Origin of the sequence: Polynucleobacter sp. (genome assembly GCF_040400325.1) — a bacterium.
In the GTDB taxonomy this organism is placed as follows: Bacteria; Pseudomonadota; Gammaproteobacteria; order Burkholderiales; family Burkholderiaceae; genus Polynucleobacter.
Genome location: NZ_JBBAQK010000001.1, coordinates 467919 through 482663 on the forward strand (window position 1 = coordinate 467919; position 14745 = coordinate 482663).

The following is a 14745-nucleotide window of genomic DNA, read 5'->3' on the forward strand; positions in this document are numbered from 1 at the left end:
GCTCCCTTATTTCGTTTTATTCAACGAGAGGGTACGGTTAAATTAAAGCAGCTCATACTGCTCTCTTGCTTAGGGGGTTTAGCCAATACTGGGCTAATCGCTTTAATTAATAAATCAGCCAGCATTGCATCTACTGGCAAAACTGCCGTATGGCAATTCTTTGCATTCATTATTTTGCTCTTTATCTATTTATATGCTCTAAGAAAATCTAGTAAAGAAAATGTCATTTCGACCCAGTCTCTGATGCATACTTTTAAGATACGCATTATGTCGCAAGTTTTAAAGGCTGACTTAAAGACGATAGATGATATTGGTCGGCCTTGGATATTACAAATTTTGGTAAGAGACACACAAACAGTTTCTCAGTCTATCTTAAGCATCGTACAGATTGCCCAATCAGCCTCAACTTTAATTTTTCTGCTGATTTATATTGGTTTCGTATCAGTTCCAGCTTTTTTAATTGTTTTAGTCGCATCCTTTATAATATTTTTTCTTGTTTCCAATCGAATCTCAAAGACAACCAAAGCATTCAGTGAAGCATGGCATTACGAGGGCGAGAGTCTAAAAGTTCTTTCTGATTTCATGGATGGATTCAAAGAAATTAAGATGAATTCCAAAAGAGCTGCAGAATTATCTAGCGAAATTGTCTTTGGATCTAGAAAATCTAAGTCCATGAAGATTGAGGCAATGTTTGCCTTAGTGAATGCGACAATTGCTCCGCAACTTTTCTTTTATATATTGGTAGGTATCGCAGTATTTGTGTTGCCAGTTCTTTTTAAAGATTACTCTAACAGCGTCCAATCCATTACGACTTCGATTATGTTTTTAGTTGGAGCGCTTGGAGGTATTGTTGGAAACATTCCTCCGTTGGCACAGGCGAGCGCTTCAGCAGAGGAGCTTTTGCTTTTAGAGGAAAAGCTCAATAAGATTGAGGCCAGTGAAGACAATTCTAAGGGGGATGAGAATTTTTCTGCGATGAAGTCACTAGAGTTAAAAAACCTTGTTTATCAATATGATGAAAATAAGAGTGATAAGTCCTTCTCTATTGGGCCTGTCAGCTATATTTTTGAGCCAGGAAAAATATACTTTGTAAGGGGTAATAATGGCTCCGGAAAATCGACGCTAATTCGATTATTAATTGGCCTATATAAGCCAACATCTGGCGGTATTTATTTTAATGGAGATCTCGTAAGCCAACCTGCAAGTCCCGCGTATCGTAATTTATTTTCAGTTGTTTTTAGTGACTTTCACTTATTTAAAAGGCTGTATGGTATTTACACGGCAGATGACAAGGTAATTTCTGCTGCTATTGATCTGCTTGGGATGTCTGAAAAGACTAAAATCTCTGATAACAGTTTCTCCGATATCAATCTCTCTACAGGTCAGAGAAAGAGGATTGCCTTGATAACTGCAATATTGGAAGACAGGCCCATAATTGTTTTAGATGAGTGGGCCTCTGATCAGGATCCAGAGTTTAGAAAATATTTCTATGAATTTATTCTTCCCGAACTTAAAAATCAAGGTAAAACTATCATTGCTATTACCCATGATGATCAGTACTATTCTAAGTCTGATCATCTTATTAAAATTCAAAATGGAATGCTAGCACAGAGCACCTAAACAGTATGAATGAATTGGTTCAATCGAAGATCGCCTATCTGAAGCTTTTGATAAAAAAGAATTTACTTGCTATCGCCGTTGGCGGCATTATTTTTGTATCAAGTTTCATAGTTCTATTGCCGGAAATACTGCATGTAATTCCTGCTGGGTATGTAGGTGTTATTTATAACCCCTTAGCTAATGGTGTAAACACTAAAAATATCTTAAACGAAGGTGCCCACATTCTTGTGCCATGGAGCAAAGTTACTCAATACTCAATCCAAACTCAAAGTCAAACGCTTAACCTCGAAGTACTGACACTTGATCAGTTAAAAACGAAGGCTACAGTTATATTTCAATTCGAGATAGATTCCAAAACAGTGCCTTATCTTCATAAATATATTGGCACTGATTATGTTAGCAAAATTGTTACGCCTGAGGTTACACAGATCACCCGACAAGTAATTGGGAAATTATCATCCAAAGATGCATTCACATCTTCTCTTACGGCTGCAGCCAAAGATATAGCTATCGATACCAATGAAAGAATTATTAACTCATTTAATCCAGATGGTTTAATTAAATTGCATTTACTTGATATCAATAGCGTTCAAATTACCAATGTTGAATTTCCTGAATCTGTCTCGCAGGCAATACAGCAGAAAGTAACTGAACAAGCAAAAGCGGATGCAATGGTTTTTGTTCTACAGGCTGCTCAAAAAGAGGCTGAAAGAAAGAAAATAGAGGCAGGCGGAATCAAGAGTTTCCAAGATACTATAGGATCCGGCCTGACGGACAATTATTTGCGTCTTACTGGTATTCAGGCAACTGAGAAATTGGCAAATTCAAACAATGCAAAGATTGTTATTTTTGGCTCTGGTCAGAGTGGTCTACCATTAATTTTTGATGATTTCAAGAATGCCAACTCTAAAAATTCTGTAGCTAAATAATTTAAGATTTACTTCGTAGCATTTTTTAAGTCTACCGTTACTTTCAGATCGGCTTTAACGTAGATGTTGCCTAAATTATCGTAAGTCATGATTTGTGTATAGGCCTGCTCAGATCCCTGAGTTATCCATATTGGTTTTATGATTTCTGCCTTAACAAATTTCCAATTAGGAGGAAGAATGAGAAGTTTATTTAAGGACAATAAGTTGTAGCGATTGAGGCCAGGCAGTAGCTTTACGCTGTAATGCGTCATGAGGTACGTTTCACCATTTGGAGTTATCAAAACATAGGCTGGTTCTCCAGGCGACCAAAAAGCGTTCATATCCTGTTGAGCCCTTAGAGGGAAATACTGAGCCCTTCTGATAACACTAGCGCCAACCAAAAACTCTGGATTACGGAGGATGTCAAGCCAACCTATCTTTAGGCTAATAGTTTGTGCAAATCTCTGGCTACCAATGAAGGTGAACTCCCTATCCGAGACAGTTAAATCCTTTGTTGCGGTAGTAAAGTAAGGCCCAGTTTTGGTTGTGTGAAAGTTCTGGTTGACGGTTCCTACTTGAGCGCCTGCAGAGGCAATACTCATCGTTTTAAAAGCCGTGACATCGCAGCTTTCACTTGCAAGATTTGTGAACACGGTGGCGAAGATTCCTTCCCATTTAAGATCTACGCTGGTTACCATACAGATACTTCTAGGAAGTGTTGCACCCTCAGGTGGGGGTTTGTTGAGGATGGAGATCGACTCTTCGCCTGTTTCCGGCTGGGAAGGGGTTTCAGTCTTGGTATTTGTTGGTTTTTCAGTTTGCAGACTCGAAATTTTATTGGAGTCGTCACTGGAATTAGCAGCAAGCAAATCTGGGTTTTTACTTTTATCCGAGCTATTAGTATTGCCACTTTCCAGCTTTAATGGGTCGAAAGAATACTTTTTATCAAGCCAATTTAGGGTAGGTATGAACATTACCAAAAGAATGGCAAGTATGCCTATAAGATAGTTTTTAGTATTCATAGCGCAACGCTAACCTAACTATGCAACGATATTATTATTTAAGAATTAACGCAAATACTTACGATAACACAGCCGAGATAGAAATTAAGATATTCAAATATAAGTACTTTTAAGCTCTACCTCTTTGAATTGAAATCAATTTGTTCTATTTGGGCGCTACCAAATGACAGCATCTTTTTTTTGATCAGCCACTTAATTGCTAGCCTGGCATGGGGTGGGGATCAAAGAAACGCCTGTATTTTGGGCTTTCCAAGATTAGCCTGAAGAAAAGTCAAAGATTGAGTCTGAATTACCCCCTTTGATATATGTAGGCTAGATATTGATTTATTTGATCCATAGCATAAATTCATGAACTTATTATGAATACCCACTTATTTAAATAATGACTTATCTTATGTCATCTTTATGTACCATTTTGGGTATTTATTTAAAACTTTAAAAAATGATTGCTTATGTTATAGTCTCTTGATAAATTAAATTTGATCTATTTTTTTTGATCCACCATTAATGAAAGAATTTTTTGCTTACGCTAACAATTGCCCTAAAAATCATTTTAGTTTCAGTTGTACTTGGGGCTTTATTTATGTTTTTGTCTTGGTTGAGGGTTGCAAAAACCAGTCGTAGTGGTTTTCTTGGAATCATAATGCTTTGGTCTTATTTTCTGATACAGGTAGTGCTAGTTACCCTGTTTTTTACATGTTTCTTTTTTTTAATGAGGTTCATTTTAGGATGAAAAGTCATACTTTAAAGAGGGCATTAGCAGTTGCGACTTCTTGTGCGTTTATTAGCGGATGTGCTGTGCGGAGCCCGTCCTTTAACTCAATGGCTACGGAATATCAAAATACTGTTGAGCAGTACAATTTTAATAATATTTTATTAAACGTTGTTCGCGCTGCAGATGGATTACCCTTGAGTTTTTTAGATATCCCTAGCATTATTGGAACAGGAAACTTTTCAGCGAGTGTTGGCGGAACTTGGAGTAATAGTGTTCTTGGCGCAGGTGTATTCAGTGCTGCTACATCAGCTTTATCCATTACTCCAAACGTAAGCGTAGGTAGCTCTTTTAACTATACGCAGTCCTCCTTAGATAATGCTACCTTTCAAACCAGTTTCAATAGCAGAATTCCTCTATCAACGGTAAATTACTTTGCCTCTGGAAATGTACCGGGCGAATTGATGATTTATTTGCTGGTAGGCTCGGTTTCTTTTGTAAAGCCGGATGGAAAAGTTGAGATGTATATCAATAGCCCATATGCAGAGTCTTTTAAGCAATTTCAATCGGTTGTCGATTTACTAATTAAGTACAACTTAACGACCCAGACAAATCATTTTGAAACCCCCATGGGGCCTCAGCTAACGCAAACTTTAGCGGCAACTATCATGCCATCCTATCTTTCGTCCAAAAATGTCGATAAGTTGAATATGAAATCTTTTCCAGCAGTTGGTAAGAAGGAGGCCTACTATCAATTAATGCAAATGAATGAGGTCATCACTCTCTGTTTCGGCGAAAGTGCGTATATGGACGAGGTTAAGAATGAGTTCGGTTCTTCTTACTTTTGCGCCAAACCTGTGGCTAGCTCAAAGGACAAAATAGAGAGCTCTGGTATTACTTCTGATTCACTTCCTATTACAGGTAAGACCTCGATTGCTTTTGGGGTTAGATCTAATCGTGATATCTACCAATACCTCGGTGAAATCTTAAAATTACAAAGTAACCAGGCTGATTTTCAGGTAACTATTAACCCTACGGCTGGTGTTGTTCAAAAAAGCTCAGACCTAGTCCCAATATTTGTAGTGAAGAAAAATCAGAAACTAGAGAACCCATTGGCAAGTGTGAATTACCGTGGTAATACCTATGAGATACCCTCAAAGGATAATGGGTTCTCCCCAGTAGTAATTAATATGATGGCACAGTTACTAAATCTCAATAAGGTGAATGGTTCGATTCCTGCATCACCTGCTGTTTTGGTTAAGTAAATGATGTATTCAGAGTAATTTTTATGCTAGGTGTCATAAAAAATAAATATATAGATGTTTTTTTTTCACTTTAAACAGTAATTAATAGGAGAGTAAAGATGGAAGCAATTGCAAATGCATCGAATGAAGTCTCATCAATAACCCCTACTCGGGAAGATTTAAGCAATCAACTAATCACTTCTGCATCAAAATGGGCTGCTGCTGCAACCCTCATTCCTGTAAATGGACTGGATCTTGCTGCTTTAGCAGGTGTACAGGCTAATTTGATTGTCAATATTTCTGCTTTATATGATGAAAAACCATCTAAGTATGTTGTTAGTGGCGTCATCTCCACTTTGCTAGCGACTCTACTTCCTTCCTATGGAGCGCAACTTGCCGTTCCTGTTTTATTGAAGTGGATTCCTTTCGGTAATTTAGTTGGGATCGCTACTATGGCTGGATTTGGTGCAGCTGCTACTTATGCTGTTGGAAAAGTGTTTGTGGATCATTATGAAAATGGCGGCACATTTGCAGACTTCAGTGCAACTGCAGCCTCAGGTGGATTAAAAAGTGCTTTTACTGCAAAGGTAGCAAAATCATAGATTGATTTAGGTGTGCTTACTGCGTTGAGAAAAAAGACTAAATATTTTTTAGTCTTTTTTCTATTAATAAAGTTTTAAAACTGCTTCGTCTTTTATTGCCCAAGCCCAATGACTAATATTGCAATAGTTGAAGATCACGAGATACTGCGCGAAGAGCTGTCGGCAACCTTAAGTCGAGAGGGTTACTCTGTATTCACTTCAGATTGTGGAGATGGTTTAAATAAAATCCTTTCAGATACCAACATCAGCATTATTATTTTAGATTTAAATCTTCCAGATGAGGATGGTCTTGAAATCATTAAGCGCATAAAAAGGTCTATGCCAAATGTGGGCATTATTACTCTTACCGGCAGAATTAGAAGTCTCGATCGAATGGCAGGTTATCAGGAGGGGGCGGATATTTATATAACGAAGCCTTCTAGGCCGGAAGAGGTGGTGTTTTCTGTAAAGAATTTAATCTCACGCCTTAACCATTCAATTTCGGCAAGAAAAGTATGGACTCTGGATTTAAAAAAGGCTATATTGACTTCTCCTAAAAATGATGTCATTAATTTATCCAATTCTGAATTTTTAGCATTAAAGCTGATGGCTTTAAGTGCCTCAGCCAACTTGTATCAATTCCAAGAATTTTTAAGATCCAATGGAAGAACAATTACGCGTGAGCAGTTGGAAAATTTAATTAGTAGATTAAGAAAAAAATTGAAACCTTTTTTTCAAGATTCAGATGAACTGATTAAAAGCGCATGGGGAGCATCGTCGTATAGATTATGCTTCGATCTCGTTTGCATGAACCATTAATATTTTTTAGGAATTCAACGTATGCCGAAATCATCAAAAACTACAATTAAGGCTAATCCCTTAAAAAATATTAAGCCTGCACCAGCGAGGAAAAGGGCGACCTCAGGAAGTTCAATAACGAGACCATCGAAAAAACAAGTTACACAAAGCCGTACTATGAATTCAAGCGTTGATCCGAGCAGGTCAACTAAAAAATCATCTCCAACACTTAACTCAAGCAGACAAGGTAGAAAAAATATGGAAAATCAAGACACATCAATCGATACAAAATTAAAATCAAAGGAAATATCCGCGGATCAGGTCTTTGATGCCGAGGTCAACGGGGCTCGATCTGCTATGCCTGAAGCAGATAGCTTAGTTATTGACTATCGTCGTAAGCTGGCAGATGCGACCATAATGAATGCTTCTCAGTGGGCCACTGCTGCAGGGTTTATTACTCTCCCTGGGATTGATACTCTCACAATTTCTGGGGTTCAATTGAAAATGGTTTATGACTTATGCAAAATTTACAAAATCCCATTTAAGAAGGAGGCTGTTCTTGCCGTTGCTGGTGCTGCATTAGGTGGTAGCTTAACAACGACCGCCTCATTTAGTGTAGCGTCATTTGGCTTGAGCAAAATTCCTTATATTGGCTCAATATTGTCTATTGCCACTCAACCAGCAATCTCTTTTGCATCTACCTACGCTGTCGGCATGATTTTTATCAAGCATTTTGAGAGTAATGGCACTTTGATTGATTTTGATCTTGACTCAACAAAGGCGGTATTTGATGATCAGTTTGAAAAGGCTAAGGCCCTTTACAAGGGTCAGTTAAAAAGTGCTAAGGCTATTTATTTTGAGCAAGTTGAACGTGCTAAAAAAATGCTAAATAAAAATTTAGGCAAGCCTGTTGACGGAGAAGTTACTGCCAGTGTTTGATGATTAAGCTATGGTTACATAACGGGGGCTTAATAAGCCCCCTTATTTATTGATCAATTGAAAGTCGCATCCTTCAGAATTCTATTTTTCCTGATAGTCTTATCGGGGTTTATTGCAATCAATGCATTTTTGTTTCCAGTGAGCGAAGAAAATGCCAGCGCAAGTCAGTTTTCTTATGAGCTCTTTATTAGTCAAGCCGGTCAGGATAAGAATCTTGATAAATTTGTAGGGGAGGATATCCGATCGTTTTCCCGTATTCCTGGCATCAGCTTTAACGCATACAAACCATATCAAAATTTCTTATTAAAATTAAAGTTTAATCACCCTTTAGGTGATGATTTGGCATTACATATACGTCCAATCTCAGCTTCAATCGGGGCTAAAATTTATTCAAAAGACCTTGTTCTTTTGGATTCCCTCCCAAATCCTTCAACAGGAGTGCAATTAAACACCTCTGTATCTGAGCTCAAGTTTAGACAAGTGGGGCATTCGGAGAGCCCAGAGCTGTATATAGAAATAAACAATAGAGTAAGTGAAGTTATTACTATTAATGCTGAAAAGAATAACAATATGTATGGTGATTGGCTTTTCACTAGCGGTCTTTACTTGGGGGCTGGTATCTTATGTGGTCTATTGCCCTTATTTTTCTATTTTCAATATAAACAAAAAATCTTCCTCTTTCTTGATGCTTTTATTATCAGTTTGATACTGAAATTTCTGTTTACTAATGCATTAATTTCTTGGGATTTTTTTGAAATTTACGGGGTAATTTCGCATTCCAGCAAAGTAAGTGGAATATTTTATTTAATTAACTTATTGCAATCATTATTTATAATATACTTTGTAAAATTAATCATTAATAACAAATATGTCTATATTGTTTCAATAATTAATACCTTTATTTATTTAATTTATATTTTATCCAATAATTCATTATTAGATATTATATTGTTAAATATATTTTATATATTCAACTATTTATTAATATTATCTATATTTATCATATATACGAATAATCTTAAAATCAATAGATTTATGTATTTTATGGGTTATGGGATTCAATTCTTCGCCCTCTATCTTTTATCTATTAGATATCATTTTATTGATTCACTAATTGATTATAGTTACTACTATTTTAGTATTTTACCTCTGGGATATTTCATATTCTTTATGTATATACTTGTCTATCACTATAATTTAATATTATTTGATCAAATTTATCAGCAAAACGAATCCAATATAAAAGCCACCCATCAATTAGAATTAAGCAAAACCGTTAGTAATAGTCAGGTCTTACTTCTTGAGGCGATTTCTCATGAACTTAAGTCTCCATTAATGGCCCTATATTTTCTGATTGATAGAATTTCTCCATCGGGCGAAGGTTTGACTAGATTAACTCAGAGAATTAAAAGTACATTAAATCAGATTAACTACATTGTTGAGAGATTTACTTCCTTAAGCAAATTCTACTCAATTAATGAGTTAGAGATTAGGAAGAATATTGATATTTATACCCTTATTACTTCACTTTTAGAGGTCAGGCCAGAGCATAAGGGGATCATTCTATACCCTAATAGCGATACCATAGTTGAATCAGATTATGTTTTATTACAGATAATTTTTCAGAATTTAATTGAAAATGCCATTAAATATAGGATGGATTCAGAATCTTCGATAACTATTGATATTGATCGCTTTACTGAAAATATATTAAAGATTGATATCTCTAATAGCCTTGATAAAAATATAACAATAAATTTAGAAAAAGTATTTGATATGTATTATCGCGGGGCAAACGTAAAAGATGAGCCTGGAATGGGAGTTGGTCTATGGATTACGAGGGAGATTGTCAAAAAAATTAAAGGCGAAATCAATGTTAGGAGGGATGGTGACAGGGTAATATTCAGTATTTATATCCCGATTAGTTTCTCAATTTAATTCATGATGACTTTTGAAGAATTTGTGAGTTTAAAAATTCGGAGAGTATATCTAAATGCTCTCTTAGGTAGAAATGACCGCCTGGAAAAAACTGAATTTTTGTTGTATTTTTAGAATAGTCTTTCCATTCATTAAATTCAACTTCATTTAGCCAGGGATCATTTTTAGAGCCAATTGCGATAAGCGGACTGTTGATTTTTGAGTTAGCAGAGCTCTTATAAGATTCGCTAATTCTGAAATCCGTTCTAATAATGGGTAATAGTAGCTCCATCAGTTCAGCATTTTCAAGAATGCGGCTATCTGTACCCTCTAGCTTATGCAGCTCTGCGATTAATTCTTTATCAGCTAGGTGGCTAATTGGACTCATCCTTAGGCCAAACTTTGGGGGTGGCCTGCCTGAAAGGATAACTAGTTTAGGGGCGAGCTGCTCTGCTTCTAATTTTTTTGTAATTTCGAATGCAAATACTGAGCCCATACTATGTCCAAATAGTACAAATGGCCTTTGGATGAGCTGTTTTAGCTCCTGAACTGCATTTTGAACCAGGATATTGAGATCTTCAATTAAATCTTCTGAGATCCTATCTTCTTTGCCGGGCGCCTGAAATCCATAAATATTAATCTTTGGGTTTAGATAATTAGCCCATGTATAAAATATTGAGGCTCCCGACCCGGCATATGGAAAGCATATCAGGTCAATCGTGGCATCATCGCTGACGCGTATGGGTTTGAATGATTTTCCGGCCATGATATTTTAAAAAAAGTAGATATGAAATCTTGTCATTAATTTACTAAAGATATGGGTCAAAAAAAAATTATCTACAATAATCATTAATGGATACATTGACTAGTATAGCAATTGATAGAAAGTTATATTGAGCATTCTTAAAATAACCCAATGGTAAAGTCTTTTAAAACTCCTCCTCCACATCCAACTCAGTTGGCTGACTATGTTCCGGCCAGAGCGGACTGGATAATTGATCAAAATTGGGAGTCATATAGCTCTGGAGATCACCAAATTTGGGCTAAGCTTTATGAGGATATGCTACAAAAGCTTCCGGGAAGATCATCCAAATTATTTCAAGCTGGAATTGAGCGTCTTCAGTTGGATGCAACTCAAATTCCTAATTTTGTAAATTTATCAGCGAGATTAAAAAAGTTTACTGGGTTTGAGGTAGTAGCAGTTCCAGGTTTGATTCCTGATTTAGTGTTCTTTGAGCACTTGGCTAACCGTCGCTTTCCAGCCGGTTGTGAGATTAGGCAGCTGAATGGTTTAGATTTTCAGGAGTATCCAGATGTTTTTCATGACATCTTTGGTCATGTTGCCTTGTTGGCATTTGATGAAATTGCTGATTTCATGGAGGCCTGTGGAAAAGCTGCCGTTTTGGCACACAAGAAAGGCATGCTCGAATACGTAGCTAGGCTTTATTGGTTCATCATAGAAGTAGGGCTCATTCTCGAAGACGGCAATATTGTCTCGATTGGTGCCGCAATCAACTCCTCAGAAAAGGAGTTAAACTTTGCCTTAAAGGGTGCCTCTCCTAATCGAATTCAGTTTGATCTTGAGCGGGTTATGAGGACTGATTTTTGGATTTATGATCTACAAAGTAGTTACTTTGTCCTCGATGATATTAAGCAGTTAAAAGAGGTGCTGACAGTAGATTGGGATAGCGTCATGATAAAGCTAGAAAGAGCTCCGATTATCGAATTGGGTGCTGTGATAGATGCCGATAGGGTGATTTCATTTGGTGACGGGTCTTACCATGCTGAATATTTCGCTGGTGAAGAAATTACATTAGCACTGTAAAGCACCCCAGTCTTTGGTTTTAGATGCCAAGATGATCAAAGCTAATGATTGCATTGATTGATTCCGACTATTATTTGTAAAATGGAAATGCAAAACTATGGAAATTGATAAAAATGACGTGGTCTCTTTTAGGGCCTTTAGCAACTTGGCAGGTGTCGCATTGTGTTCAATGGGTTTATTAAGTTTTTGGCTTTCAAATTATCGGACAAGCGACAACATTAACGTATTTCTAAGCATACTGTTTGTTTCCTTATTGATTCGTTTTTGTGCAATCTTTATCATTACTAAAAGTGTTGATCGAGTAAGAATAGCTACATTTTTGCTTATGGTTTGGTTTGTTATCTTCTGTTATTTGGTTCAGAGTGACGCTTTAGAGGGTCAATATCTCAATTTTTGGATGGGTCTGCTTTTTATCCTAACTGGTTTTGTCCGTGTTGCTCAATCCTTTGACGTCCTTGTCGCACCTTTTCGATTCCTCATAGCAGGTCTAGCAATTCTCAATTTTATCGTCGGAATTTGTCTTCTTGCTAGCTGGCCTTCCTCATCAGTTTGGAATACTTGGGTCGTAGTAGGTATAGATCTCATCTGCACTAGTATCAGCTATCATTTATTTACAACTAGCATTTTGAAGATGAAAAATTACTTTCCTCAATTTGAGGCTTAGGATTACTGCTTTCGTTTCGTAGTCATCATTCATTGTCTGGCAGCATTCACGATTAAATATCTATCTGTGAATTGGGCTTCGTCAAATTGATACTTGGTATGTGTTTTTTTGTGCCTAATGTTGCTAAGATGACGTCGTACTCTCTATAACTCCCTATCACCTGAAAGATATTACCTTGTTTACTTCTTTTTTCTTTTCAAAAAAGTGGATTGTATGGTCTTGGGGTGGATCTTTTTTGATATTACTTGGATCTTGGATTCAGGTAGAAATCGATGTCAGGATGAATGAATGGTTTGGCCAGTTTTACAACACCATTCAACAGGCGCTCTCATCTCCAAATAGTATCGAGATCAATGATTACTATCGACTTCTATTGGATATTTTCATACTCGCAGGGGAATTTATTTTTATCGCAGTCATCCTTAGTTTTTTTGCAAAACATTGGGTTTTTCGTTGGCGTCAAGCAATGACAATTTATTTTTTAAGTCACTGGCAAGAATTACATCACATAGAAGGTGCTAGTCAAAGGGTTCAGGAGGATACCAAGCGATTTGCAAATATTATGGAATCTCTTGGATCAAGTCTTATTGAGTCAATTTTAGTTCTTTTAGCATTTATTCCAATCCTTTGGCATTTATCAGATTCGATTAATATTCTTCCCCTTATTGGAAAGGTTGATCATGCGCCTGTCTTTGTTACTATATTTTTTGCTTTATTTGGAACCATAGCCTTGGGCTTTGTCGGTATTAAATTACCGGGCTTAGAATTTAATAATCAAAGGGTTGAGGCCGCCTTTAGAAAAGAATTAGTTCTTGCTGAAGATAGCCCTGATCGCGGTGAAGTGGGTTTAATGCGGGGTCTATTTAATCAAGTCAGAATGAATTACTTTCGTTTATTTTTCCATTACCTCTATTTTGATGTAGCAAAATTTAGTTACTTACAAGCTGGCGTGATTCTTCCATATGTAATACTAGCGCCAACAATTGTTGCTGGAATTATTTCCCTGGGAGTGATGCAACAAATCATTCGTGCTTTTTACAGAGTTTTAGATTCATTTCAATTTTTGGTTAAAAGTTGGCCCACTATCGTTGAATTAATTTCCGTCTTTAAGCGTCTTAGGGCATTCGAAAAAGCTTTAAAAATTCAAGGACAACGCTAAATTTGCTATATGTTTTAATAGGCTGAAATTACAATGCTTTATAGATTAAAAATGCTTAGAATCTACTTTTTGACCTAAAGATAATGTGACAATTTTCCCTAAAAAATGCGTAGCCGTTGCACCGATGATGGAGTGGACAGATCGTCATTGCCGCTCATTTCATCGTACGCTAACTAAAGAAGCCGTTCTTTATACGGAAATGGTTACAACAGGCGCATTAATGCATGGCGATGTTCCTCGTCATTTGGACTACTCAGAAGATCAACACCCAGTGGTATTGCAATTAGGTGGTTCAGAACCAAGTGATTTGGCTAAAGCTGCAGAGCTAGCGCAACAGTGGGCTTATGACGAGATTGATCTCAATTGTGGCTGCCCATCAGAACGCGTTCAGCGAGGATCATTTGGTGCATGTCTTATGGCTGAACCCAATTTAGTAGCAGATTGTGTAAAAGCCATGAGGGGTGCAGTTGATATACCCATTTCAGTAAAGCATCGCCTTGGCTTAAATTCGATGGACGCTGCTCATTCAGAAAAAGATTATCAATTTGCGCTTGATTTTATTTTAGCGGTTGCTGATGCGGGAGCAAGTCAGGTGACGATTCATGCGCGCAATGCGGTTCTCAAAGGTCTATCTCCTAAAGAAAATCGCAGCAAGCCACCGCTGCGCTATGAAGTAGCTGCCAGACTGAGAGTAGATGCACAAAAACAATTCCCCAATTTAAAAGTACTGCTCAATGGTGGCTTAGAAACGAATGAGCAAATTGCTGGTCATTGGGATGATTTTGATGGCTTCATGGTTGGTAGGGCGGCTTATCATTTCCCAGCATTACTATTGGGTTGGGATGATCTGATGAATACCAATGGTGAGGCAGCAGGTTATCTCTTTAGCGAAACCGAATGGCATCGTATTCAGATTGCATTAGTCAAGCAAGTGCACGCATGGTTTGATGAGTGCAAAGCCAAAAGCAAACCTTTTTATATAGGCTCATTCACAAGACATATTTTGGGATTGGCGCATGGCAGGGCAGGTTCACGCTATTGGCGCCAACGGCTCTCAGATCATCACGCTTTAGCGAAGGTTCAGAGTAAAGCGGCGATTACCGACTTTTTCATTGACGCCAGTCTTTGTCTTGGCGATTGGGCTGCTTTTGAGTATGAAAGTGCTTAACTAAGTGCTTAAAACCATCGTTTTTGACAGGTTTTTGATCAAAAAGCTATAATGGTATCTCTACAACGGCGGACGTAGCTCAGTTGGTAGAGTCCCAGATTGTGATTCTGGTTGTCGCGGGTTCGAGCCCCGTCGTTCGCCCCAAACTACTTCAACAAAAGCTCCTCAATGGAGCTTTTCTATTAGAG

The 14745-nt window shown here is 37.3% G+C and carries 14 protein-coding genes and 1 tRNA gene; 12 read left to right on the plus strand and 3 right to left on the minus strand.

The features are described 5' to 3' along the window. Nucleotides 1–20 precede the first annotated feature (20 nt). Nucleotides 21–170 (minus strand): hypothetical protein, encoded by a 150-nt coding sequence (locus ABWP14_RS02275; protein WP_353201453.1) that lies wholly within the window; start codon nucleotides 168–170, stop codon nucleotides 21–23. On the opposite strand from ABWP14_RS02275, the gene ABWP14_RS02280 reads away from it, so the two are divergent. After that, nucleotides 106–1620, plus strand: coding sequence for a cyclic peptide export ABC transporter (locus ABWP14_RS02280; protein ID WP_353201449.1), 1515 nt, complete (start codon nucleotides 106–108; stop codon nucleotides 1618–1620). The genes ABWP14_RS02275 and ABWP14_RS02280 overlap by 65 nt on opposite strands. A gap of 5 nt (nucleotides 1621–1625) precedes the next feature. After that, a complete protein-coding gene (locus tag ABWP14_RS02285) occupies nucleotides 1626–2549 on the plus strand; it encodes a prohibitin family protein (protein ID WP_353201345.1) in 924 nt (307 codons plus the stop codon). 8 nt (nucleotides 2550–2557) lie between these two features. Here ABWP14_RS02285 and ABWP14_RS02290 read toward each other — a convergent pair whose 3' ends face one another. Next, complete coding sequence (locus tag ABWP14_RS02290) at nucleotides 2558–3550, minus strand: hypothetical protein (RefSeq protein WP_353201346.1); 993 nt, start codon at nucleotides 3548–3550, stop codon at nucleotides 2558–2560. A gap of 798 nt (nucleotides 3551–4348) precedes the next feature. Here ABWP14_RS02290 and ABWP14_RS02295 point away from each other — a divergent pair. The 5 genes from ABWP14_RS02295 (at nucleotide 4349) to ABWP14_RS02315 (ending at nucleotide 9762) form a co-directional block, all read left to right on the plus strand. After that, nucleotides 4349–5527 carry a hypothetical protein gene (locus ABWP14_RS02295; protein WP_353201347.1) on the plus strand — a complete coding sequence of 393 codons (1179 nt, stop codon included), beginning with the start codon at nucleotides 4349–4351 and terminating at the stop codon, nucleotides 5525–5527. Between the two features lie 98 nt (nucleotides 5528–5625). Continuing rightward, nucleotides 5626–6108 (plus strand): YcjF family protein, encoded by a 483-nt coding sequence (locus ABWP14_RS02300; RefSeq protein WP_353201348.1) that lies wholly within the window; start codon nucleotides 5626–5628, stop codon nucleotides 6106–6108. Between the two features lie 108 nt (nucleotides 6109–6216). Further along, nucleotides 6217–6906 carry a response regulator transcription factor gene (locus ABWP14_RS02305; protein WP_353201349.1) on the plus strand — a complete coding sequence of 230 codons (690 nt, stop codon included), beginning with the start codon at nucleotides 6217–6219 and terminating at the stop codon, nucleotides 6904–6906. Nucleotides 6907–7143: 237 nt separating this feature from the next. Beyond that, on the plus strand, nucleotides 7144–7824 hold the full coding sequence (locus ABWP14_RS02310) for a YcjF family protein (RefSeq protein WP_353201350.1): 681 nt from the start codon (nucleotides 7144–7146) through the stop codon (nucleotides 7822–7824). 138 nt (nucleotides 7825–7962) lie between these two features. Next, entirely contained in the window at nucleotides 7963–9762 is a 1800-nt protein-coding gene (locus ABWP14_RS02315; protein ID WP_353201351.1) for a sensor histidine kinase, read from the plus strand. Nucleotide 9763: 1 nt separating this feature from the next. On the opposite strand, the gene ABWP14_RS02320 is transcribed toward ABWP14_RS02315, so the two are convergent. After that, nucleotides 9764–10507, minus strand: coding sequence for a thioesterase II family protein (locus ABWP14_RS02320; RefSeq protein WP_353201352.1), 744 nt, complete (start codon nucleotides 10505–10507; stop codon nucleotides 9764–9766). 150 nt (nucleotides 10508–10657) lie between these two features. Here ABWP14_RS02320 and ABWP14_RS02325 point away from each other — a divergent pair, with 150 nt between their 5' ends. The 5 genes from ABWP14_RS02325 to ABWP14_RS02345 all read left to right on the plus strand — a co-directional run bounded on the left by ABWP14_RS02325 (nucleotide 10658) and on the right by ABWP14_RS02345 (nucleotide 14701). Next, entirely contained in the window at nucleotides 10658–11566 is a 909-nt protein-coding gene (locus tag ABWP14_RS02325) for a phenylalanine 4-monooxygenase (RefSeq protein ID WP_353201353.1), read from the plus strand. Between the two features lie 97 nt (nucleotides 11567–11663). After that, nucleotides 11664–12230: a hypothetical protein gene (locus ABWP14_RS02330; protein WP_353201354.1), complete on the plus strand. Its 567-nt coding sequence runs from the start codon at nucleotides 11664–11666 to the stop codon at nucleotides 12228–12230. Between the two features lie 175 nt (nucleotides 12231–12405). Further along, nucleotides 12406–13389 (plus strand): putative transporter, encoded by a 984-nt coding sequence (locus ABWP14_RS02335; RefSeq protein WP_353201355.1) that lies wholly within the window; start codon nucleotides 12406–12408, stop codon nucleotides 13387–13389. Between the two features lie 85 nt (nucleotides 13390–13474). Continuing rightward, on the plus strand, nucleotides 13475–14557 hold the full coding sequence (gene dusA, locus ABWP14_RS02340; protein WP_353201356.1) for a tRNA dihydrouridine(20/20a) synthase DusA: 1083 nt from the start codon (nucleotides 13475–13477) through the stop codon (nucleotides 14555–14557). A 68-nt stretch (nucleotides 14558–14625) separates the two neighbouring features. Next, nucleotides 14626–14701 (plus strand) — tRNA-His (locus ABWP14_RS02345). The last annotated feature ends 44 nt before the right edge of the window (nucleotides 14702–14745 follow it).